This is a genomic window from Burkholderia alba (genome assembly GCF_034721475.1).
In the GTDB taxonomy this organism is placed as follows: Bacteria; Pseudomonadota; Gammaproteobacteria; order Burkholderiales; family Burkholderiaceae; genus Burkholderia; species Burkholderia alba.
Map to the genome: position 1 here is coordinate 301,757 of NZ_JAWJWL010000002.1, position 21,535 is coordinate 323,291.

At 63.1% G+C, this 21,535-nt stretch carries 19 protein-coding genes and 1 pseudogene; 9 read left to right on the forward strand and 11 right to left on the reverse strand.

Features of this window, described 5'->3' with window-relative positions; translation table 11 throughout:
* Positions 1-12: 12 nt before the first annotated feature.
* The 3 genes from RZR99_RS03055 to RZR99_RS03065 all read right to left on the reverse strand — a co-directional run bounded on the left by RZR99_RS03055 (position 13) and on the right by RZR99_RS03065 (position 4,921).
* A complete protein-coding gene (locus tag RZR99_RS03055) occupies positions 13-591 on the reverse strand; it encodes a hypothetical protein (protein ID WP_323118260.1) in 579 nt (192 codons plus the stop codon).
* Positions 592-1,758: 1,167 nt separating this feature from the next.
* Positions 1,759-2,310, reverse strand: coding sequence for a hypothetical protein (locus RZR99_RS03060; RefSeq protein WP_323118261.1), 552 nt, complete (start codon positions 2,308-2,310; stop codon positions 1,759-1,761).
* A gap of 112 nt (positions 2,311-2,422) precedes the next feature.
* Entirely contained in the window at positions 2,423-4,921 is a 2,499-nt protein-coding gene (locus RZR99_RS03065; protein ID WP_323118262.1) for a hypothetical protein, read from the reverse strand.
* An 856-nt stretch (positions 4,922-5,777) separates the two neighbouring features.
* On the opposite strand from RZR99_RS03065, the pseudogene RZR99_RS03070 reads away from it, so the two are divergent.
* A pseudogene (locus RZR99_RS03070) lies at positions 5,778-6,329 on the forward strand (Tn3 family transposase); the annotation flags it as partial.
* Positions 6,330-6,556: 227 nt separating this feature from the next.
* Here RZR99_RS03070 and RZR99_RS03075 read toward each other — a convergent pair.
* Positions 6,557-7,963 (reverse strand): MFS transporter, encoded by a 1,407-nt coding sequence (locus RZR99_RS03075; RefSeq protein WP_323118263.1) that lies wholly within the window; start codon positions 7,961-7,963, stop codon positions 6,557-6,559.
* A gap of 144 nt (positions 7,964-8,107) precedes the next feature.
* Positions 8,108-8,413 carry a HigA family addiction module antitoxin gene (locus RZR99_RS03080; protein ID WP_323118264.1) on the reverse strand — a complete coding sequence of 102 codons (306 nt, stop codon included), beginning with the start codon at positions 8,411-8,413 and terminating at the stop codon, positions 8,108-8,110.
* Positions 8,414-8,960: 547 nt separating this feature from the next.
* Here RZR99_RS03080 and RZR99_RS03085 point away from each other — a divergent pair.
* The 4 genes from RZR99_RS03085 to RZR99_RS03100 all read left to right on the forward strand — a co-directional run bounded on the left by RZR99_RS03085 (position 8,961) and on the right by RZR99_RS03100 (position 12,510).
* Positions 8,961-11,462, forward strand: a complete 2,502-nt coding sequence (locus RZR99_RS03085; protein WP_323118265.1) for a glycosyl hydrolase family 65 protein — start codon at positions 8,961-8,963, stop codon at positions 11,460-11,462.
* A gap of 239 nt (positions 11,463-11,701) precedes the next feature.
* Positions 11,702-11,893: a DUF3562 domain-containing protein gene (locus RZR99_RS03090; RefSeq protein ID WP_323118266.1), complete on the forward strand. Its 192-nt coding sequence runs from the start codon at positions 11,702-11,704 to the stop codon at positions 11,891-11,893.
* Between the two features lie 224 nt (positions 11,894-12,117).
* Positions 12,118-12,345 (forward strand): lysozyme inhibitor LprI family protein, encoded by a 228-nt coding sequence (locus RZR99_RS03095; protein WP_323118267.1) that lies wholly within the window; start codon positions 12,118-12,120, stop codon positions 12,343-12,345.
* A gap of 9 nt (positions 12,346-12,354) precedes the next feature.
* Positions 12,355-12,510, forward strand: coding sequence for a hypothetical protein (locus RZR99_RS03100; RefSeq protein ID WP_323118268.1), 156 nt, complete (start codon positions 12,355-12,357; stop codon positions 12,508-12,510).
* A gap of 7 nt (positions 12,511-12,517) precedes the next feature.
* Here RZR99_RS03100 and RZR99_RS03105 read toward each other — a convergent pair whose 3' ends face one another.
* Both RZR99_RS03105 and RZR99_RS03110 read right to left on the reverse strand, forming a co-directional pair.
* The gene (locus RZR99_RS03105; protein WP_323118269.1) at positions 12,518-13,249 is read right to left on the reverse strand and encodes a LytR/AlgR family response regulator transcription factor; all 732 of its coding nucleotides are present in this window, start codon (positions 13,247-13,249) and stop codon (positions 12,518-12,520) included.
* A 1-nt stretch (position 13,250) separates the two neighbouring features.
* Positions 13,251-14,324, reverse strand: coding sequence for a sensor histidine kinase (locus tag RZR99_RS03110; RefSeq protein ID WP_323118333.1), 1,074 nt, complete (start codon positions 14,322-14,324; stop codon positions 13,251-13,253).
* A 323-nt stretch (positions 14,325-14,647) separates the two neighbouring features.
* On the opposite strand from RZR99_RS03110, the gene RZR99_RS03115 reads away from it, so the two are divergent.
* Positions 14,648-15,181 (forward strand): hypothetical protein, encoded by a 534-nt coding sequence (locus RZR99_RS03115; RefSeq protein ID WP_323118270.1) that lies wholly within the window; start codon positions 14,648-14,650, stop codon positions 15,179-15,181.
* Between the two features lie 233 nt (positions 15,182-15,414).
* On the opposite strand, the gene RZR99_RS03120 is transcribed toward RZR99_RS03115, so the two are convergent.
* From RZR99_RS03120 to RZR99_RS03135, 4 genes are read right to left on the reverse strand one after another with little or no spacing between them, the layout of a single operon-like run.
* Positions 15,415-16,677 carry a hypothetical protein gene (locus RZR99_RS03120; protein WP_323118271.1) on the reverse strand — a complete coding sequence of 421 codons (1,263 nt, stop codon included), beginning with the start codon at positions 16,675-16,677 and terminating at the stop codon, positions 15,415-15,417.
* Between the two features lie 3 nt (positions 16,678-16,680).
* Complete coding sequence (locus RZR99_RS03125; RefSeq protein ID WP_323118272.1) at positions 16,681-17,472, reverse strand: outer membrane lipoprotein-sorting protein; 792 nt, start codon at positions 17,470-17,472, stop codon at positions 16,681-16,683.
* A 15-nt stretch (positions 17,473-17,487) separates the two neighbouring features.
* Positions 17,488-18,885 carry an ABC transporter permease gene (locus tag RZR99_RS03130; RefSeq protein ID WP_323118273.1) on the reverse strand — a complete coding sequence of 466 codons (1,398 nt, stop codon included), beginning with the start codon at positions 18,883-18,885 and terminating at the stop codon, positions 17,488-17,490.
* Positions 18,882-19,589: an ABC transporter ATP-binding protein gene (locus RZR99_RS03135; protein ID WP_407655397.1), complete on the reverse strand. Its 708-nt coding sequence runs from the start codon at positions 19,587-19,589 to the stop codon at positions 18,882-18,884. Before RZR99_RS03135 ends, RZR99_RS03130 begins: the two co-directional genes overlap by 4 nt.
* 382 nt (positions 19,590-19,971) lie before the next feature.
* Here RZR99_RS03135 and RZR99_RS03140 point away from each other — a divergent pair, with 382 nt between their 5' ends.
* Genes RZR99_RS03140 through RZR99_RS03150 form a run of 3 tightly spaced genes read left to right on the forward strand, consistent with a single transcriptional unit; the run spans position 19,972 to position 21,514 of the window.
* The gene (locus RZR99_RS03140; RefSeq protein ID WP_323118275.1) at positions 19,972-20,421 is read left to right on the forward strand and encodes a hypothetical protein; all 450 of its coding nucleotides are present in this window, start codon (positions 19,972-19,974) and stop codon (positions 20,419-20,421) included.
* The gene (locus RZR99_RS03145; RefSeq protein ID WP_323118276.1) at positions 20,418-20,789 is read left to right on the forward strand and encodes a hotdog fold domain-containing protein; all 372 of its coding nucleotides are present in this window, start codon (positions 20,418-20,420) and stop codon (positions 20,787-20,789) included. The genes RZR99_RS03140 and RZR99_RS03145 overlap by 4 nt, the downstream gene beginning before the upstream one ends.
* Positions 20,786-21,514, forward strand: coding sequence for an SDR family NAD(P)-dependent oxidoreductase (locus RZR99_RS03150; RefSeq protein ID WP_323118277.1), 729 nt, complete (start codon positions 20,786-20,788; stop codon positions 21,512-21,514). Before RZR99_RS03145 ends, RZR99_RS03150 begins: the two co-directional genes overlap by 4 nt.
* Positions 21,515-21,535: the final 21 nt, after the last annotated feature.

The following is a 21,535-nucleotide window of genomic DNA, read 5'->3' on the forward strand; positions in this document are numbered from 1 at the left end:
ATTGAAAGCCTATCATTTGCGCCCGACTTCAACCGAACGAGCTTTTTTGGCTGTCATGGCAGCGCGCGAGTTGGCGATCTCGGGCGAAACGGAAAGCAATGGCTTGGAAACCATTCTTAATGTTCCAAACAATTTGCACGTGGCGTTATTTCCCCCGTTGAAATACAGCTCGTCCTGAATTCCGCCGTTGTATCCTGATATGCGAACGTCGTTGGCTTCGCCTACGCAATCTCCAACGGAGGTTGAGAGATAAATTCCACTGATCTCAACATGATCGTATGGGGTGTTGGAGTTTTCCACGCCCTTGACAAATTTCATCGTCCACGGGTAATTCATTCCGCCGGAGGCGGATAGGGCGCATAGTTTGTCTCCATATAAATAGGCCTTTGTTATCGTTGCATTCTGATCCAGGTTGTTGGTTCTTCCCAGTAAAACGACATCGCACGTTATGCTCGAAGCGTTGAATTTTAGTGTCAATACGCCCCATAGCGAAAAAGGGATATCGCTTTGGGCGCCCGAGGCAAATCCCAGGGCCGGGGTTAAAAACGTCAGGATGGCAAATATGAAATTTCTAAAGATAGAGCCGGGCATGATTTTCTCTTTGTTGATGTCTGTTGGTAATACTCAAACGCTAAATCTGAAACTTCCATCAGTCGTGGCTGCAATATTCAGAAGCAAATCTCACGACGCGCCACGGCCTGGCTTCGCGACTTCGGCATGTCACACGCCCTCGCAACGGTGAGCGCCATGACCTGATAATCGACATCGCGAGCGAGGCGAAGCAGATGCGAGATGTCCAACCTCGCGATGTGCCGCCCCCTGCCATGCGCCCTTCAGCGTCCGGCGCCGCGAACCATGATCCTTGCCTGACGTGGCCGATTACCGGTTCGCCTGTCGGCGGCGCTTACACCCGAAATTTCGTATTGACCGCGATGGATCCGCCGGCCGGTGCGATCTCGGCGTCGACTACGCTACAACCAGCTCGACCAGCACAGCCCTCGGTTTCGCATCGCTCGGGATGACTCCCAGCAGGTTCCTCCTCTACCCGAGTTGCTCCGCCAATGTGTATCCGTCAAACGAATTGCCGGTCGCGTACCCCAACGATCAGGTCATTTCCGTGACCGCCAAGCGAGCCCTTACGCCGAACGCCAGGGGCGCTGGGCTCTGCATCACCGATGCGCTCCACCTCCGGCGCGTGAAGCGCGTGCAACGTATTTTTGTCCGTCGGTCACTGACACCAGAACTATCACGCCCGTTCGAGCCGGACAGTCAGCGTTTTAGTGGCGGCGACCATCCTGCGATTGATGTCGCGCTACCGTGCGCTGCCGTTTGTACTGCTTCGCGTGCTCATACCCACCGGCCTGGCGGTGTAGTGCCTGTCTTCGCGCGGGCAGGTTTGCGTGAGCATCAAGCCCACGCGCTGAACCCGCTTCACGAGTTTCGTATCGGTAACGTCCAGCAACCGGCTGGCGAATCCCTTTCTTCATAGACCGCACGCCACACCTGTCGCTACCAGTGACCCTCCGTCTTGTCTTCGGCAGACACCAGATAGAACGTGACTCGGAACGGCGGATGAAGGATCTCGTGTGTTCGGCGAGTAATAGCGGCGCGAACGCGCCGAACCAGTATCAATAAAGAGGTTTTGACGAGGTCCGCCGGTGACGGCTTTCCGACGTCCTCGTCTCGTCCTGCATTACAGGCCTGGCGATTCAATGAGTGCTTCAACCAACTGCCTGAGAGACAATCGAGATACCTGAATTATCTAAGTCGTTCGGCGGAAAAGAAAACCGTCTTATTATTCGTGGGCGTCGTAGAGGAGTTGACCGACCACCATTTTACTTCCCACCAACGGTATTGGCCGCCGGTAGAAACATAAATCTGTGCGGTTTCAACTTCTGAACCCGTCGCCTTTCCAAGAACAGCGGAATTTCCGCAGTAAACTTGATCGTCGATGTCCACGCTTTCAGAGGAGCCGCTGGCAAGCGAGGTAAGCGATACGGTTTTTGTTTGTGCGCCGAGAGACGAGTACGAGGTGTATCCGAAAGTGACTGGAGATCCGCTCAAATTAGTCAGAGTCGGTGCGCACAAATTGGGGTTCCCGTTTGCCATCGTATTAAAGTCTACAGTCAGGCCATCGATGACGGGAAGCTGGCTCTTGATCGTAGGCTGACTGCTGGCAAGTTTGCCATCCGTGGCCAACGAAATAATCGCCGTTGTCTTTTGAGCCTGGGACCAGGCCGGTGATGCAATAAAGCTCAATCCCATGAATGCGGCGATACAAATCATAGTAGAGCTAAATTTATTGCTCATTTAACTACCTCCGTACATTATGTGAAATTAGATGTGTTTCATTCTATGTTAAATCGATCGATCTTCAAAATTACATCAGTACATCAACGTCACCAGCAGACTACAAAAAATTTTAAGGTGCGCAATTCATGGGATTGGTCCACCAGGAACGTGTAACGCCATCCGCTCCTTCGAGAACCATATTTTTCGAAACGTTCCTGAAGGCGCTCGCTGCATTGGATTTCCAATTCAGCTGCGAAAACTTCGAAAATGCATCGCTTTCAACGAGCAGGACAGATTTGTTGGCGGGAGTGATGCGATCTGCATATCCTTGTCCCTTTTGCAAGCATCCCAATTGCTGATAGTACGCTGCAAGAAACTGTACCTTTACGCCCCAGTTATTGACGAGCTTGTATTGCTCGAAGCGCTGCATCCGCTTTCTAAATTCTTCCCTTGTGATTTTGGTTGCATTCTTTCTATCTATCTCGCCCTTGATGGCCGCAGCCAACCAGAATACCGTGGAAACAGCGAAGAAAAAGATGCCGGCTCCCGCGACGTACGGAGTAGCCCAGCCTACGCGAGCGACCAGGGAAATTGTCCCTAATACGCCTCCGATCGCATCGGCGGAATCGCTAATCGTTGACAAGGTATTGGCGATACTGCCCTCGCCGATGGCGATCTTCTTCGCATCAGCGTAGATGTTTAGAAATGACGCCGTGAGGCTGGCCAAACTCAACACAATGGACACAACGGACACGAACTTGGCTAAATTCGCGGACCTCTCTTGCATTCCGGCAATGTTCACGAATGAATATTTCGTTGCATTCGACCGTGCTTCGGCTGCGCTCGCCGATAAATCAAGTGCCGTTTCGCCCGCAAATCGTTGCCTGATGCTGGCTTGGACCTCGGCTGTGACATTCTTTTCTATCGTTGACGAATTGTTTAGGGCATTGGCCGATGAAAATCCTGTTTCGGCACTTCGGACGGCTTCATCGATTGTTCGTAACGTGGCCGTGTCGGTGCTGGTGCTCGGATAGAAGTTCAAAGCAATGGCCGTATCGGCTCCGTACCATTCGGGGATGGCCGCTTTTGCACCCCACATTTTGGTCCAAGCGGACACCATGTAGCGAGGCACCGTTCCGAAGAAGCTGCGCCAGGCCGGAAGCCCGGCAATGATACTCAGGCTGGCGGAGGCCAGGGAAATTCTATCGTCCTCGGTAATTTTATCGGATCGAGTTTTTTCTATAATGGACATGATGAGTGCGGAGATTGCCAGGCCGCTCCCAATCACGCCCAGGGTGCCGGTGTTATTGAAATCCCTGAGGGCGGATATAATTTGCTGCTTTTTGGTGATGTTGTTTTTGAATAATTTGTCGGCGGTCTGATTGATGTCGCTGTCCGAAACTTTGTTGCTCTTGTTTGTGATCGTGATGTTGTTGAAGCGAATCAGCTCGCACACCATGGCGGATTGATTTTCCTTGGCTTCACCCGAGATTATCGAAGCTATGGAGGTAATCGATGTCGCGGCGGTTTTGACGGTTGAGTTCGTGCTTCGAGCCAGGTTGATTGCACTCCTTTCCGCTGCCAAACTAAAATTCTTGACAAGCCCGGCCTGATCTGAAATAAATTTTTCCGGCGTGTTGAGTGCTGCCGCCAATTGGCTGGAGATAAGATTGTAGCTTAATGTTTTCTGCACGGCCTCCGCGGCGACCGGATCCAGGATGGATAGCCCAAAATTGTCGTCGGCAATCATCTGAAGCGCTATCTGCTTTTGCTCTGTCGAGCGAGTTGACTGCGGGTTGGTGAATTCCCATACGAATTTCGCATACTCCGGCCCTTTCGCCAGCAGGGCGATAGCGTCATCTCTGATCGTTTTCAGATTTTTATTCTCGTTATACGCCAGTGCAATAATCGTATTGTTCAAATCCGTTTTGATAACCGGATCCGCCAATAGCTGCATGTATATGTTGTTGGCGAGAATGTATCCAGAGCCGTTGTCGGACCCGCTGGAGCCATTAAAGAAGGAAATGACATCTTCGCTATTCATGAAGTACGTATAAGAACCGCCGCCTTCTCCCGAAACGTTGTCTGAGCTATATGTTTCCGTGGAAACGATACCGTCTCGAATTGCGTTCAAGGCATCTGCTGCCACCGCGAATTTCACCCGCTTTTCGCCGGCTTGTGAATCGGTTGGAACAGGCGCTTGGCCAATGATCGGGGGATTGGAGATTGTCGTGGCGGGTTGTGTGCTGTTTGATAAAAAACTCGTAATCAATTGTGCAACGGCTGCATTGTAAATGGTCATCTTTTCCGAACTGTTGGGATAGGTTCGGTCAATCAGCCAGCGATGTATGTTTAGAAAGTCCGATTTCGGAATACCTGCAACCCCCACGCGATAATCCTCGACGGCGGAAATGTCCGATTTGGAAAATTGCTTTGGAGTGTAACGAGCAGAAGTATTGGCAGCCCCTGCGAACACCGTCGTTTTGTTACTGCTTGCAGCTCCGGCGCCAATCGGGGAATCGCTATCCCCGCCGCAACCGGCCAAAAATCCCATGCCGCCGCCGGAGAACAAAACTGTAGTTGCCTTGACGATTGCGCGTCGCTTTGCATTGATTTCAAACGAGCTCATATATTTCTCTTTATGTTAAAAATCTGCACCGTAAACGACTTATTGATAAACAACTGCTGTAGTGATCAGCTAAATCATGGAACTCGGATGCGTCTCAACAACGTGCTCGACTGCACAACCAGTCTGTCGATCGATGTGTCATCAAAGCTTAACGCGTATGGAAAAATGACATTCGTGTCATAAAAAAATAAAGAGTACTAAAGGTATGGCTTTTGAGAAATCGCTTGACACTAGTTAGTTTCGTCAGCGGGAAGCGACCTCTGAGTAATGTGGCTGTAAGATAGAGGATTTCACTTTGAATTTCTACACCTTTTTTTTGAATTAATATTCTCGATTGAGCGGTGTTTATTGATAATTTCCAGGGCGCGCAACCGTTGATCCAGTCGTGGTTTTGGGAGGCGAAAATATTAGACGCGCGTCTCATATAAAAGAGTGCGGTCGTCGGCCGTGGAGAACCATACTGAGCGGGTCTGCCACAACAAACCGTCTGGTCGAGTAGGCGGGTGAATCGATCGAATCCGCGTAATGAAGCAAGCGCTGCATTCGGTATTGACCGAGGTGTTCTCGCGCTCGCATTCTCCTTGCGATGCGATTTGGCTATTTTAGCCATCCACCGAAAACTGAAAATCCCTCTCAAACCCTTTCCAGGCGAGGATTGCGGAGATGCTTGAGAGTGCAAAACGGGCCAGGCGAGGCGATTTTTACCAACGTGACCGACGGTGGATGACCCGTCACGCGTGCCGGTCTTGCGAGATGACGATTTCGCGGTGGCCGGAGAAATGACTGGGGTGACCGGAATAGGTTCGAACAGTGCTTCAAGGTCATCGGCCGAGAACTTGACGGCGCCTGCGGCATCCTCGGACAGAAGCAGGTCTCGCAGGCCACGATCGTGCGCAAGCTCTCGAGCTACAAACGCCAGAACCAGACGAAAAAGGCCCTCTGGGAACTCGACAACCTCTGCCGCACACGCCATATCCTGCGTTTCATCAACGACGTCGGGTTGCGCCAGTCCGTGCAGAAGGCCCTCAACCGCGGCGAAGCGTATCACCGGCTGCGCCGCGCGGTTGCCTTCGTCAACAGCGGCAAGCTGCGCGTGCATACCGAGAGCGAGCAGCAACTCTGGAACGAATGCGCGCGCCTGATCGCCAACGCCATCACCCACTACAACACCGCCTTGCTCTCGCGCGTCCACGAGCAGAAGCGGGCCGCCGGCGACGAGGCCGCGATGGCGTTTATCGCCGGTATGTCGCCAGTCGCCTGGCGGCACGTTAACCTGTTCGGTGCGATCGATTTCGGCGCCGCGACCCTGCCTGTCAACATCGATGCGCTCGCCTCGTATTACGCCGATCCCGAGTACTGGGCCCGTATGCTGCAAGCAGCGGATGAAGACGACGAACAGGCGGGGTAAAAGCCCGCTCGCGGGACGCTCAATTGCCATTCATCCAACCCGGCGAGCCTTATCCGGCAACGGTTTGAGAGGGATTTTCAGTTTTCGGGGGATGGGCAAAAATAGCCCACTTCGCCTGCCTGCCGGTTCTCTTGGCGGTACTGTCGCAGGCGAGGGTTCCGGTCGCCGCACGCGTTGTCCTACGGTTCGGATTCACGCCGGCGCCGGACGCCCGGCGCGTCCCCCCATCAAGCCGACGCGCCGCGCTTCGGCCCGGACAGCCCTTCGCCCGCATCGGCGGGCAGCGCCGCGAACATCGGCCAGGATGCGAGCACGACCAGCGCGATCGTGAGGAACGCCCACGAGAAATCGGCATGGCCGGCCTGGGTCCGGCCGCCGATCAGCATCGTCACCTGCATCGAACTGGCCGCGAGCGCGACGCCGACCGCCTTCATCAACTGCTGCGCGGTGCCCTGGAAGGACGTCGCGGCGGACAGCTGCGCGGGCGGGACGTCGGCGAACACCAGCGCGCCCATCGACGCGAAGCTGAGCGACCGGCTCAGGCCGCCGAGCAGCAGCACGGCGAAGATCGCCGCGTCCGGCCAGCCGGCCGACAGCGTCATGCAGAGCGCGAGCACCCCCGCGAACGAGAGACTGCCGGCGATCAGCACCGTGCGCATCGACAGCCAGTGCAGCGCGAAACGCGTCATCGGCCGCATGCACAGCGAGCCGAGCGCGCTGGCGAGCGAGATCAGTCCGCTCTTCGACGCGCTGACGCCGAACCCGACCTGCAGCGTCAGCGGCACGAGAAACGGCAGCGCGCCGGCACCGGCGCGAAACAGGCTGCCCGCGACGGTCGCCGCGTGAAAGGTCGGGATGCGCAGCAGCGACAGATCGAGCGCCGGGTGCGGCACGCGCCGGCAATGCCGGCGCGTCAGCCAGCCGAGCACGACGCCCGCCGCGATGAAACCCTCGGGCGCGCCGGCCGGCAGGATGCCGCGCCCGATCGACTCGACGCCGAGCATCAGCGCGGCCAGCGCGGCGCCGACGAGCAGCATCCCCTTGAGATCGGGCGGCGGCGCCTGTTCGCCGCCGCCCGACGGGATCAGCCGGCCCGCGAGCGCGAAACCCAGGATGCCGACCGGCACGTTGATCCAGAACACGCTGCGCCACGACAGCGCATCGGTCAGGAAGCCGCCGAGCGGCGGCCCGAGCACGGGGCCGAGCAGGGCGGGCATCGTGAGCCAGGTGGTGGCCGCGAGCATGTCCTCGCGCTTCACGCCGCGAAACAGGATCAGCCGACCCACCGGCACCATCATCGCGCCGCTCGCGCCTTGCAGAACGCGCGCGGCGAGCAGCGCGGGCAGGCCGTTCGATAGCGCGCACAGCACCGACGCGCCGGTGAACAGCGCGATCGCCGCCATGAAGACGCGCTTGGCGCCGAAGCGGTCGGCGATCCAGCCGCTGATCGGGATGAACACCGTGAGCGCGACGAGGTAGGACGTGATCACGCTGCTCAGGAACACGACGTTCACGTGCAGGTCGCGTGCCATGCTCGGCAGCGCGGTCGCGACGACCGTGCCGTCGAGGTTCTGCATGAACAGCGCGCTGGCCACCACGGCCGCGATCACGCGGAAATTGGTTTCGCTTCTCACGGCGGGATTCGGTCGGGTTAGAGGAGCCGGACGCGGCGCCTCGTGAGGGTGTCCGCGCCGGTACGTCATTTTGCCTGCGAATGCACGAGCGACGCGGCGCCGGATTGGACGGAACGGCGAGACTGCCGGGCGCCGGCCCTTCGGCTAGAACAGGTCGGGCTGCTGCGCCGGGACCATCGGGACGACATTCAATTCGTCGAACCTCAGGCGTGCCTTCGCGAGATCGTGCAGGAGCTGCCGTTGCAGCCAGGTTTCCGCGCCGCCGCCGAACGCCTTGTCGAGACGCAGCGCCATTTCGGGCGAAATGCCCGCCTTGCCGGTCAGCAGGTTGGTGAGCGCCTGGCGGCTCACGCCCAGGACGCGCGCGCCGTCGGTGACGCTCAGGTTGAAGCGCGCGAGGCAGTTCTGGCGAATCAGCGCGCCGGGATGAAGGAATTCGGGGTTGACCATGGCGCATAAGGTATCGGCAAAACGCCCGGGGGTCAATTGGCAAGCGACGCTTGTCTTTCTCGAGGCAAAGCGTTGTTCGAATAGTGGTTCGGGGGGCTCAAGGAGCGGATATCCGCCGATGCCAAGACCGTAGCCGGGATACGGAAAGTCGAGAGAGCCGTCGTTTTGTGTGGTTGGGGGAACACCTCGCTGATTTGCCGCGCGCTTGGCGTTGTCGCCATCAAAGCATCGCGCAGCGGGGGGCGTGCCGTGGATCGCCGTGCCGCATTTTGCGGGTTTACCCGCTATAGGCAATTTATTTCGGTGGAGCTAGATTGGGATCGATTGGTATTAAATTGGTTTTAATTTGAATGCCCCGGGGAAACCGGACATTACCAACCTTGAAGCACCAATTTCCTTGGCGCCGTACGCCATGGTGCTTGCGGGTCTGGATTCGTTCGGATTCCTTTGTTAATTAATCGCGTCGGCAGAGCATTCCGCGTTGCAGGGAAAGCCGATCCGTCGTCCGGATCGACAGGATGACTTTGCATGCCTCTGGATGAGAAACATGAACAGGGTACAACGAGGAAAGGGTGTCCAAGCAGCGATCCTGACCGCCTTCATGCTGACCGCATGCGGTGGCGATGACACGCAGACGAGCAGCGCAGGTCTCGTCGCCGGTTCAGGTTCATCCCGGCAGAGCAACGAAGCCGCTACCGGGGCGGACGGCACCGCGTCGCCCCGGATTTCCAACGGCGTGCCATCGGGAAACGGCGCCACGGCGCCCGCTGAACCGCTGCCTCGGCCGGTTGCCGATGCGTCGACCTGGCTGCTGACCAATACGCAGTTCACGACGACCGATCCGGGGTCGATAACCTACGTGGGCAACGGCTACCTGAGCGCGCAGATTGGACCGCTGGGCCAGGGTTACTGGTCGAGCAGCGATACGAACGGATGGACCACCTACCGCTTTCGCAGAACGTCTGCGTTTGCCGCGGATTTTCCGACCGGCGACGGCAGCTATATCGGCGACCTTCCGCTCTGGACGGGCTTGACGCTCGCGACATCGAGCGGGTGGCTGGACCTGAATCTGACGAGTCTTGCGTCGAGAGTAAAGCACTACTCGCAACAACTCGATACCCAGCACGGCATCGTAACGACGACGTTCCAGGTCGCGAGCGATCTGCAGCCGATCACATCCGCCAGCAATCTCGTTTCCGTAAAAATAGCGTCGATCGCTGACCGTAACGACGAACACCACGGGATGGTGACGCTGGAGGTCACGCCAACGACCACCACTCAGCTTTCCGTCATCGCCGATCTGGATATCAGCGGCAATGCCACCACCGTCGTTCAGCGCGCGCAGTCCGCCCCGACGCAAACCGCCAGCGTGACGGTCGTCAATGGCCCGGCATCGGCTTCGAACATGAAGTACGCGGTTGTCCAGCAGCGGGTGGTCCCGCCTACCGGGCTTCCCGCCGCAACGACCTTCCAGTGGTCAACGACCAACGGCACGCAAGTCACGTTCAATGCTCAGGCGGGCGTGACGTATCGTTTCGTCAAGCATGTCGGCGTCGGCGTAGCCGCCACGGCAAGCGATGCCGGCAACGTCGCGGCGTCCGCGATCGCGGCGGCGATGACATCCACGCCGGACACGATCCTCGCCAACCACTTCGCGGCATGGGAAAAGATCTGGAACAGCGACATTGTCACGCCCGGCAGCGTGGATCTGCAGCAGCGCATCCATTCCGCGGGCTACAACCTCTATTCGAGTCTTCGCCCGGACGGCACCGAGAGCGTGGGGCCGGCCGGGCTGGGAAGCCTCAGCTACGATGGCCAGATCTACTGGGATGCGGATAGCTGGATGCTTCCGCCGGTGCTCGTTCTGAACCCCGATCTTGCCGGTACGATCGTCAATTACCGGGTCAAGCAATTGACCACCGCGCAAGCGAGCGCGCAAGCGCTGTCGATCACGCCAAAGGTCGGCACGCCCGCCTACGTGCCGTGGTCGCGCCGCGAGCCTTACGCATACGGCAATCCCGATTGGCGCACTGCGCTGCCTCAGCCGCATCTGATGGGCGATATCGCGATGGGGCTGTACGATTACTATGCAACGACAGCCGACACGGCCTGGCTCAAGAGCGGCGCATTCGACATGATTTCGGGCATCGGCGACTGGTTCCGAACTGTCTCGGTCAAGAACGGCTCCGGTCAATACACCTTGAAAAACGTTCAGGGTGTCGACGAGACCGCGTCGAACGTCAACGATCATGCGTTCACGAATGCCGGCATGTGGCGCACGATGCAAATTCTCCAGCAGCTTGCACCCGCGGCGGGCAAGACGATCAATCCATCCTGGGCCGCCTATCAGAACGTTGCGATTCCGACCGATCCGAACGTCGCGAACGTGACGGCCGAGTACGCAGGCTTCACGACGACGGGAACCTACAAGCCGATTCAGATCGACTCGCTTCTCGTTCAATACCCTGCGCAATATCCGCTGCCGCCGGGCAGGGCGCTGAACGACTATCGGGCGTATTCCGCGATCACGCGCAGCAATCGGCCGGGGTTCGGCGACGCGGGGTTCTCGATCATCGCCTCGAAGCTCGGCACATGCTCGATGTCATCTCAGTTTCAGGCGGCGACGACGCCGTTCATGCGCGGCCCGTTTCTCAACTATTGGGAAACGCGCGATCTTGCCCAGTATCCCGACGCGAACGCCTATATCACGCACCCCGCGCTGCCGTTTCTGACCGGCGCCGGCGCGTTCTTGCAGACCATGACGCACGGGTTGACCGGTTATCGATTCCGCACGGACATGATGGAGTTCGATCCCGCATTGCCAAGCGAGTCGGTATTGCCTGGAACCTTGGCGATACGGGGCCTGCATTGGCAAGGGCGGATCGTCGATGTGCTCATGACGCGTACCGGCACGACGATTCAGCTGGTATCCGGTTCACCCACCCAAATTCAGACGCCGGCCGGCACCAGGCCGCTATCGGTCGCCGTGCCCGTGCGGATTCCAACGCGCGCGCCCGCGCTGCCGACTACCGGCGGGGGATGTGCATGAATCGACCCGGCGGCTCCGAGCGCACAGGCTCGTTCGGCGCACCCCGATGCGGGCGAGACGACGAGGTCGCGAGGGGCGCGTGGGTCGCGTGGGTCGCGGGCGGCGCGCCGGCATATAGCACAAGAATCGGGGCCGGTTCGACCCGATAGACCGATTCAATTGGCGTTGCCGGTTTTGAACGCTTCCAATAAGCGTCCGCGTGTGTGCCCTTAACCGTTCGTTTCAAGCCGGGGAGCAACATGGCCCAGATCGATGTCGCCGAGATCGTCCAGTCCATCGCGTTGGAGACCCGCGTGCCGCCCGAAACGGTGTCGCGTCTCTATGAGGAAACGCTGGCGGAATACAGCGACGGCGCGAGGATTCACGACTATCTGGCCGTCCTTGTCGCGAAACGGGTCCGGGAAAGTCTCCGCAGCCGCGCCGCGCACTGAAGGGCACCGCGGGCGAGCAGACCCGACGAGTCCGCCTTCGCCTGCGGTCGCCGCTGCACGGACCGCTTGGCGGTCCGGCTTGGCGGATCGCCCGAGCGATATCGCGCATCCCGTCCGCCACGCATGGGCAGCGCGCATTCCCGCGTTGTTCGCCGCATACCTTTGCCCCAACGATTCCGTTCGACACGACGCCATTCAAACGTCGCGCGCTCGCGGCCGCGCTGATGATGCCGCTCCACGCGCGGTGCGCTCCGGCGACGCCTCCCGATCGGACCGACAGCCAGCTCGAACGCTGCCTGGACGATGCGGCTCACCAGTCGACAGCCGGCCAGACCGACTGCATCGGCACGGCGAACCGCGCGTGGGACCAGCGCATGAATCGCGCATACGACCCGTTGATCCACACGCTCCCGGCCCAAGCGGCCGCGAGCCTGCGCAGCGTGCGTGGCTGACGTTTCGCGATGCCGAATGAATTCCTTGCGCAATCCGAACTGTGCGCCACCCGCCAGGGCACGATGTACGTGCCGATGCAGGCCGACGCCGCGCTGACGACGACCCGCGACCGCGCGCGCCAGTTCGAATCTCAGCCCGACGTATTGCGCATAGACGGGCCATGAGCGGGCGTCACATCTGCTTGAAGAGACCCGCGCACGCGCGGCTGACGGGCAGCACATCGCCGTGCCCGCGCAAGTGGATACGCAGGCGGCCGAGCAGATCGCGCTCGATGTGATCGATGGCCGCATACGCGACGATCACGCCGCGATGCACCTGCGCGAAACGCTCGGTATCGAGCCGCTGCAGCATTTCCTTGAGCGGCGTGCGGATCACGTGCCGCTCTCCCGCGGTCACGACCTCCGTGTATTTGTCCGTGGCCTGGAAGTACAGCACCTCGTCCACCGACACGAGCCGCGTCGTGTCCTTGAGGCCCACGGTCAGCCAGCGGATCGGCGCGGCATCCCGCTGCTCGCGCGCGTTCGCCAGCATCGCGGTATCGGCGGGGGCCGGGCCGCCGCGCTGCAGCTTGACGATGCAGCGCAGCAGGCGCTCGTCCGTCACCGGCTTCAGCAGATAGTCGATCGCCGACTGATCGAACGCCTGGACCGCGTATTCATCGTAGGACGTCACGAACACCACATGCACGTGCGGCACGAGGCTCGCGATCTTCAGGCCGTCGATCCCCGGCATCCGGATGTCGAGAAACGCGAAATCCGGGCGCTTCGCATTCAGCTCGGCGAGGGCGTCGACCCCGTTGCGGGGCATCCCGACGATCTCGAGCTCCGGCCATAGCGGCGCGAGACGCGCGGCCAGTTCCGCGGACAGGTTGGGTTCGTCGTCGGCAATCAGGGCGGTCGGCATATCAATCGATCGGGATCAGCAAGGTTGCGGTCACGCCCCGCACGGCGTCGGCATTCGCGCCGACCGACACGCGGCCGCGCTCGCCATAGAGGCTGATCATCCGCGCGCGAACGTTCGCGAGCCCCACGCCGCCGTGCAGCTTCGTGCCGCCGTTGCCGAGTCCCACGCCCGTGTCGCTCACGCTCAGCACGAGCAGGCCGCCGTCGCGCGTGCCGAGAATGACGACCTCGCCGCCGTCGACCGACGGCTCGATGCCGTGCAGCAGCGCATTCTCGACGAGCGGCTGCAACAGGAGCGGCGACAGCGGCAGCGCCCGCAGCGCGGCCGGCACGTCGATCGCATAACGCAGGCGCTCCTCGCCGAGCCGGATCGTCGCGATCTTCAGCAGCGCCTCGACGAGTTCCAGCTCTTCCTCCAGGGTCGAAGTGGCCTCGCGCGTGCGGCTCAGGCTCGCGCGCAAATAGCGGTTCAGGCTGTCGAGCATCGTCGTGGCGCGGGTCGGATCGCGCTCGATCAGGCTTTGCACGTTCGCCAGCGTGTTGAACAGGAAATGCGGCTCGATCTGGGCCTGCAGCAGCGCGAGCCGCGCGGCCGTTTCGGCCTGGCGCGCCTCGGCGGCCTCGCGCCGCTGCGTCTCGAGCGACGTGCGCATGCGCGCGGCCTGCACGAACACCGAGACGAACGCACAGGCGGCGCCGGCGACGACGAACGACGAGCCGTAGGCCAGCCATACCTTGACGCCCGCGTGGCCGATCAGGTGGGGAACGTGCCCGATCGTCGACGCCGCGATCTCGAATCCGATGAACACGCTCGCCGGCGCGACGATCAGGATCTTCGGCACCAGCGCCAGCTTGCCGCGCACGAGTCGGTCGGCGGCGACGCTGAGCAGCGACGCGCTGAAACCGATGCCGTTCGCGACGACCAGGTACGGCAGCAGCGCCTCGTTGCGGCGGGTGGCCCAGAAGATCAGCCCGACGCAGGAATTGAAAAGGAGCAGACCCAGCAGCGACCGCCCTCGATGGGCAGGACCGGCCTGGGGCGCGGACGACAGGAAGGGGAGGAGCCTGCTTTGCATGGCGGCGAGCGAGTGCAGATAGCGGATGGTAGCGTAATTCATATCGGTATCACCACCGGCGATCGGGCGCGACGACGCGCGCGCGACAGCCCCGATTCGCGCGGTGGCCCGGAGCGCTTGCGTCGCGTCGTCGCGCTGCTGCGATGCAGCAGCGCGCATGGGTGGCCCCGACGGCGCAGCCGCTCCGCGCGGACATTCGCCGGGCGTCAGCGCCATTCATCAGCAAATTCCCGCCGTTCATCGCAAAGCGCCGCGCGCGGGCCGGCAGGCGGCTATAGTCGTTGACATCTCCGCCGCTCGCGGCACTCTCGAACAGGTATCCCATGCCACATCTCCCGACCTACGTCTATGTGTTGTTCTGCGCGCTCGTCTATATCGGCGTGAAACGCTGCTTCGCGCGCGAAGTCCGGCCCGTGCGTCCGATCCTGTTTCCGCTCGTGTTCGTCGGGCTCGGTCTGTCGAGCCTCGGCCATCTGTTTCCGCGAGCGGGGGTGGACCCCTACGCGGCCGCGCTGGCCGCGCTCGCGGCGGGCGCGACGCTCGGCTGGTTCCACGCGCGCCGCTGGCTGCTGCAGTTCAGAACCGGATCGGAAGGCATGCTGGTGCGCCTGCCCGGCGATGCCAGCCTGCTGGTCACGCTGCTCCTGACCTTCGCCGCCGAGACGTTCATTCATTACGCGATCGCCACGTCGCGACCGTGGGCGGCCACCGGGTCTTTCGCGATCCTGTCGTTCGCGGTCTGGGGGCTGCTCGTCGGCATGCCGCTCGGCCGGGCGATCAACGTGGTCACGCGCTGCATCCGTCACGCGAACGGATCGTCCGACGAAGGGACCGCGCCCGCGTTCGAATCGCGCTGAACCGGCCCGGCCGCCGGCGAGGGCGGCGTTCTCGAGCGAAGCGATAGCGCCGCACTTTCGCGCTTCGTTCGGACGCCCCCGCGTCGCGCCGTCGACACGGCACGCGTCGACGCCCGACGCATTGCGCCGGGCGATTCGTTTGGCGCGCGGCGAGCCGTTCGTCGACCTCGGTTCCCGGCGACGCCGGGCCGCGTGCCGGCCGGCCCACCCGGCGCCCAGGCTGGCGGGTCCGCTCAAAAGAAGAACGTCACGATCCCCTGCACGATTTCGCTTTGCGCCTGCGCGCCGTAGACGCTGCGCGACGAGCCGTGATTGCTCTGCCACTGCACGGCGAAGTCCGTGCGCGGCCAGTGATAGCGTGCCTCGAGCCACGTGAAGTAGCTGTGATCGTCGAGGTTGTAGCGCGCCATCGCGGCCAGCGCCAGATGCTGCACGAAGACGTCGGGCATCGACGCATACACGAACAGCGAGTGCCGCGTCATCAGTTCCTGCGCGACGCTCGCCGCATCGCGATAGCGCCAGTATCGCGCCGGGTCGCCCTGCAGCGCCCGCCAGGCGGCGGCGCTCGCGCTGGCGCCATCGTAATCGTACTCGAGCGTCAGCGACAGCTTGTTCGCGAAGGTGTGCGTGACGCCCGTCGCGAGCTTCGAGGTCCATGACGACGAGGTCTGCGCGAAATCCTCGGTCGCGCTGCCGCGGCCGATCGCATATTCGAGGAAGCCGACCGTCGCGTTGTCGATCAGCGCCGTGGCGTTCACGCCGAGCTGAGGCGCGATGCCTTCGCCGCCGTACAGCAGCCATTGCGGCGCGAAGTCGCCGAACAGGCGCTGCGATCCGCTCAGCATGTAGCGCGTGCGCGCGTTCGTCGCGCCGAGGTCGGGGTTGAAGGTCGCGTCGTTCGGCTGCGTGTCGAGCCGCGGCGACACCAGAGCGGTCACCGAGCCGCCGTTCCACAGCATTTGCCCGCGCGCCATCACGCTGCCGAGGCGGTTCTCGCGCAGGCTTTCGGGATCGATCGACACCACCGAGCGCAGCGCCCCCGCCTTGAAGAAGTCCGTCGGATTGAAACCGGACGCGACGCCTTCGCGCAGGTTGATGCGGCCGGCGTCGACGATCGCGTTCGGGCTTGCCTGCCAGCTCACGTAGGCCTGCTTCAGCGTGTCGACCGCGTTGTACTGCGACGTGCCCGCGCGCCATCCCGCATCGAATCGATTCGACAGGATCGCCCGCCAGTTGCCGAACGTGCCGTCGTACGACAGCGTGTTCGACACGCGCGCGGTGTCGTTGAGCGTCACGGGTCCGGTCTGGCTCGCCGCCGTGTAGTTCGCGAGGGCCGCCTCGAACGTGCCGCGCCAATTGCTCGGCGTCACGGGCGCGGCGGTTGCCGCGTCGGCGAGGCGCAGCGCGTCGCCGTCCGCGTCGCCCGCCGCGAGCGCGGGCTGCGCGGCCGCGAGGCCCGCCGCGCAGACGAGCGCCGCGACCCGGGATCGCGCCATCGCTCAGTCGGCCTTGAAGCGCGACAGGTAGGCACGCTGCAGCCACGCGTCCGGGATGTCGCGCCACGCGTAGTCCGAGTAGCGCATCACCGTGACCCAGCCGGGATCCAGGCCGTCGATGATCACGGTCTCCGTCGGCCGTGCCGCGCCGAGCTGCTCCTGATAGTGCCGGTAGTACGCGATTTTCAGCACGCTGCCGCTCGCCGCGAAGAAGCGCGCCTTGACCGGGCGCTTCGTATCGCTCGCGATCCACAGGTCGATCGCGTGATACGTGACGTCCGGCGCGCGCGCCGTCAGGTGCAGCCGGTAGCAGTGGCGGCTCTGGTGCTCGCCGTCCGCCACGTTTTCCTCGCCCGCGAGCGACGCGTCGTAGTCGTTCGCCCAGTTGACGGTCACGACGTCGCCGTTCGCGGCCTGGCCGAGCAGGCGCTGCTGCGGCGAGATCCGCACGCTGGCCTGGCTGGACGGATCGTAGAACCACAGATCGTTGCCGTTCTTCAGCATCAGCTTGTTCGCATCGCGGGCCGGGGCGACGAACTGCACCAGCGTGCGGAACGGGCTGGTCGCCGAGTCCGCCTTCGAGTAGATCTTCAGCACCTCGGCGTCCGTCTGCTGTCCGTTGCGAAATTCGAGCAGCGTCGTCGTCAGGCCGAACGGCTTGTCCGGGTTGCGGACCGCGTCGCTCTGCGCGAGCAGCTGTTGCGCCGTGGGGTCCGCCGCGGCGGCCGCGGTTGCCGCGAGCGCCAGCAGCAGGCCGGCGGCGCGCATGATCCAGGCAAGGTGGGGATGTGTCATGGTGGGGTCTTCCAGTCAGGCGAAACGCAGGGCGTCGACGATGGGCAGGCGTGACGCGCGGTGCGCGGGCAGCCACGCGGAGAGCGTCGCGACCACCGTCACGCCGAGCGCATAGCGCGCGATCATGCCGAACTCGCCCCACACGCGCACCGACAGCGCGACGGGATCGGTCTGTCCGGGCGGGGTCCAGTGCAGACCGGCCCGGTTGATCGCGAAGCCCGCCGCGAGCGCGAGCAGCGTGCCCGCGGCCGCGCCGCTCAGGCCGAGCAGGCATCCCTCGCAGACGAACATGCGGCGAATACCGGTGCCGCGCAGGCCGATCGCGCGCAGCGTGCCGATCTCGTGCGTGCGTTCCATCACGGCCATGTTCATGGTGTTGCCGACCGTGAACAGCACGATCGTCGCGATCAATACCGCGATGAAACCGAAGATCGCACCGAACATGCCGGTGATCTGGCCGTACTGCGGATTCAGCGTCGTGAAGCCGAGCACTTCGAGCGGCTCGCCGGCGAGCCGGGTGCGCAGCAGCGTCTGGATGCGCGCGCGCGCGGCCGGAAGATCCGCCGTGTGCTTCAGCTGGACGACGATGGACGTCACCTTGGCGTCCGGGCCGCTGCCGTAGACGAGCTGCTGCGCCTGCGGCAAATGCACCTGCACGAACATGTCGTCCACCTGCTTGACGCCTTGTTTCTGCGCCGCGATCACGGTCAGTTCCGCGACGTTCGGCGCGCCGTAGGCGTTCGACGTCAGCAGCTCGAGGCGGGCGCTGCCGGACTGGCGGACGGGTTGTGCCGCGGCCTCGGCCCGGGCGAGCGACGCGATGTCGTCGGGCAGGCCCGATGCTTCGGCCGGGGCGGCCGCCGCCGGGTCGCGGCAATCGGGCACCCGCAATGCGTCGCACAGGCGCAGTACGCGCGCGACGCCCGTCCCGATCACGGCCGCGTTCGTCGCGCTGCCGGTCAGCGCGAGGGGCGTCGCCCGGTCGGCGAAGCCGTAGTCGTTCCACTGCCGCATCCGGTTCTGGTCGGCCACGACGATCCCGCTGCCCGACACGGTCCGCGATACGCCCGCCGCGAAGTTGCCGGCGATGCCGTTGATCGTCAGCACCGGCGTCACGACCGTCACCTCGCGCGCCAGCTCGGGGTCGCCGCGCACGGTGTCGATGACCTTTCGATAATCGGCGACGCCGTAGGAGACGGGGTCGCCGCTGCCGTACAGGAAATAGTCGCGGTGCTGGATCTGCAGATGGCCGCCCTGGCGCACGTAGCTGGTCTGGAGTCCGTAGTTGATGTCCCGCGCGTAGCCGCCGAACAGCAGGATCGCGGTCAGGCCGACGATCATCGCGAGCAGCGTCGTCGACGAGCGGCGGCGATTGCGCAGCAGGTTGCGAAAGGCGAGAACCCAGATGCTCATTGCAGGGCCTCCTCGCGCGAAGCGACGGAGCGGGTGTCGACGACGCGCCCGTCGCGGATCATCGCGACGTCGTCAGCGGCGGCGATCACCTGCGGGTCGTGCGACGAGAAGACGAACGATGTCGCGCGCTCGCGCTGCATCGCGCGCATCAGCGCGATGATCGCCGCGCCCGTCGCGCTGTCCAGGTTGGCCGTCGGCTCGTCGGCCAGCACGAGCGCCGGATCGGTGACGAGCGCCCGCGCGATCGCGACGCGCTGCTGCTGGCCGCCCGACAGCTGGCCGGGCCGCCGATCCGCCTTGTCGCCCATGCCGACGGCGTCGAGCAGCGCCAGCACCTGCTTGCGCCGCCGCGCTCGCGCGACGCCGAGCAGCGTCAGCGGATACTCGACGTTCTCGAACGCGCTGAATACGGGCAGCAGATTGAACGACTGGAACACGAAGCCGACGTGGCGCGCGCGAAAATCCGCGAGCGCGTTCTCGCTCATCGTGTCGATCCGCTGGCCCGCGACCACGATGCCGCCGCGCGTCGGGCGATCGATGCCGCCGAGCAGATTGAGTATCGTCGTCTTGCCGCTGCCCGACGGGCCGGACAGCACCGTGAAGCGATTCGCGTGAATATCGAGCGAAGCGTCGCTGACCGCCGCGACGGCGACCGTTCCCGCTCCATAGGTTTTCGTGACATGACTCAAGCTGGCCGCCAACACGGACACCTCCCAGGGTAGTCGATCCATGCCGCCACCTTAACGGGATCCGCGAGCCCGTATCGCACGGTGCGACGAACGGCGGAACGCGCGGACGAACGGCGTTTTCCTCCGACGAACGGCGGCCGCCCCGGCGTCCCTGCGCATGCCCGGGCGGCGTGCCGGCCGGGCGCCCGGGTGACCTTGCGTCCACGCTGCATTCCATCGGCGCCACGTGCGGTTCGTCGCCTGCTCGTGCAATTGGTCGCATGATTATTTCTTTCGACGACGGATCGCTACACTCGCAGCCAATCAGCAGTCGATGCACACACCACACCCGGCCGGCGTGAGAGCGGTCGCCGGGGGGGGGCGGGAAGCCAAAACACAGACATAACAAGGCACAACAATGAGCCATTCCAGGTTGGAGAGGGAGAGCAAGACGGCACGCAGGGGCTTTCTTTCTCTTTGTCGCGTGATCCGCGATCCGTCGGACCCGGCGCGTTTCGCCGGAGACGCCGATCCGCAGCGGTATCTCGACTGGCCGAGCACGCGGCCCGCGTTGCTCGTGGTCGAAGCGCTGCATCAGTTCGCCGTCAAGGCGGCGCGCGCGGTGCACGGCGAAGCGGCGCTGATGGTACCGGCGCAACTGCGCGAGCTGACGTTGAACGGCGTCGACGGCTACCCGCGGCTCGCGCTGGCGGGCACCGTCGCGAAGCACGGCGACGGCTATCGCGTCGACGTATCGGCGCGCGACGCCGATGCCGGCACTTATCCGGCCGTCGCGTCCGGCACCGTGTTCGTCGCGCTGCTGCCCGCCGGCCGGGCCGGCGACGCCGTGCCGGGAGACCGGTCATGATGCCTGCCACCGCGACGCCGGCGACTCCGATCGCCGGCGAACACTTCGGCACGATCGACGTGGCGCACGCCGCGCCGCTCTTCGACGAGCACTTCGAGCAGTTCCCCGTGCTGCCCGGTTCGTTCAGCCTGACCCTCGCGATCGAAATGCTGTTCGACGCGCTCGGCGTCGCGGCGACCCGGCCGGGCCGGACCCTCATCCTGCGCAAAGTCAATTTCACCTGTCCGGTGCTGCCGGGCGAGCGCCTGAGCGCGCATCTGCGGCGCTTGCAGCAGGACGGCGCACGCACCACCGCGCACGTCGAGCTGCGCGATGCGAGCGGACGCAGCGCGATGGACGGCATCCTCAGCTGGGAGCACGACGCATGACGAAACTCGCCATTGTCACGGGCGGCACCCGCGGGATCGGACGCGCGATCGTCGATGCGCTGGTCGCCGACGGCCACACCGTCTATTTCACCTATCGCTCGACCTCCGAGCTGGCCGAGGCGCTGGAGCGCACGCACGACGGCGCGGCGCGAGGCTTTCGAGTCGACGGCGGCGACTGGGACGCTGTGCAGGCCTTCGCCGATCACGTGAATGCCGAATCGGCCGTCGAGGTGCTCGTCAACAACGCGGGCATGAACGACGACGCGATGCTGATCGGCAGCCCGTTCGCCCGCTATTGGGAGGCGTTGCGGATCAATCTCGGCGCGACGATGGCGTTCTGCCATGCGTTCGGGGAGGGCATGCAGGCGCGCCGGTGCGGCTCGATCGTCAACGTCTCGTCGATCGCCGCGCGCAAGCCGAAGGTCGGCAACGGCGCGTACGGCGCGTCGAAGGCAGGGATCGAGCGCTTCACGAAGACGCTCGCGCTCGAGATGGCGCGTTTCAACGTGCGCGTCAACGCGGTCGCGCCGGGCTTCGTGCGTTCCGACCTGTTCGAGCGCTTCCTCGCGTCGCAGGACGCGGCGGCGTTCTATCGGCAGATCCCGATGCGGAAAATCCTCGAACCCGACGCGGTCGCGCGCGCGGTCCTGCTGCTCGCGAACGGCTCGCTCGAGACGACGGGAAGCGTCGTCGATCTCGGCCACGGCGAAAACATCAATGGCTGACCCAGAGACTCAAGGAGAGTG

Coding starts and splice junctions, on each gene's coding strand:
- RZR99_RS03055 (WP_323118260.1), bottom strand. CDS start 591: ATGCCCGGCTCTATCTTTAGAAATTTCATATTTGCCATCCTGACGTTT.
- RZR99_RS03060 (WP_323118261.1), bottom strand. CDS start 2,310: ATGAGCAATAAATTTAGCTCTACTATGATTTGTATCGCCGCATTCATG.
- RZR99_RS03065 (WP_323118262.1), bottom strand. CDS start 4,921: ATGAGCTCGTTTGAAATCAATGCAAAGCGACGCGCAATCGTCAAGGCA.
- RZR99_RS03080 (WP_323118264.1), bottom strand. CDS start 8,413: ATGGTCAACCCCGAATTCCTTCATCCCGGCGCGCTGATTCGCCAGAAC.
- RZR99_RS03085 (WP_323118265.1), top strand. CDS start 8,961: ATGAACAGGGTACAACGAGGAAAGGGTGTCCAAGCAGCGATCCTGACC.
- RZR99_RS03090 (WP_323118266.1), top strand. CDS start 11,702: ATGGCCCAGATCGATGTCGCCGAGATCGTCCAGTCCATCGCGTTGGAG.
- RZR99_RS03095 (WP_323118267.1), top strand. CDS start 12,118: ATGATGCCGCTCCACGCGCGGTGCGCTCCGGCGACGCCTCCCGATCGG.
- RZR99_RS03100 (WP_323118268.1), top strand. CDS start 12,355: ATGCCGAATGAATTCCTTGCGCAATCCGAACTGTGCGCCACCCGCCAG.
- RZR99_RS03105 (WP_323118269.1), bottom strand. CDS start 13,249: ATGCCGACCGCCCTGATTGCCGACGACGAACCCAACCTGTCCGCGGAA.
- RZR99_RS03110 (WP_323118333.1), bottom strand. CDS start 14,324: ATGCAAAGCAGGCTCCTCCCCTTCCTGTCGTCCGCGCCCCAGGCCGGT.
- RZR99_RS03115 (WP_323118270.1), top strand. CDS start 14,648: ATGCCACATCTCCCGACCTACGTCTATGTGTTGTTCTGCGCGCTCGTC.
- RZR99_RS03120 (WP_323118271.1), bottom strand. CDS start 16,677: ATGGCGCGATCCCGGGTCGCGGCGCTCGTCTGCGCGGCGGGCCTCGCG.
- RZR99_RS03125 (WP_323118272.1), bottom strand. CDS start 17,472: ATGACACATCCCCACCTTGCCTGGATCATGCGCGCCGCCGGCCTGCTG.
- RZR99_RS03130 (WP_323118273.1), bottom strand. CDS start 18,885: ATGAGCATCTGGGTTCTCGCCTTTCGCAACCTGCTGCGCAATCGCCGC.
- RZR99_RS03140 (WP_323118275.1), top strand. CDS start 19,972: ATGAGCCATTCCAGGTTGGAGAGGGAGAGCAAGACGGCACGCAGGGGC.
- RZR99_RS03145 (WP_323118276.1), top strand. CDS start 20,418: ATGATGCCTGCCACCGCGACGCCGGCGACTCCGATCGCCGGCGAACAC.
- RZR99_RS03150 (WP_323118277.1), top strand. CDS start 20,786: ATGACGAAACTCGCCATTGTCACGGGCGGCACCCGCGGGATCGGACGC.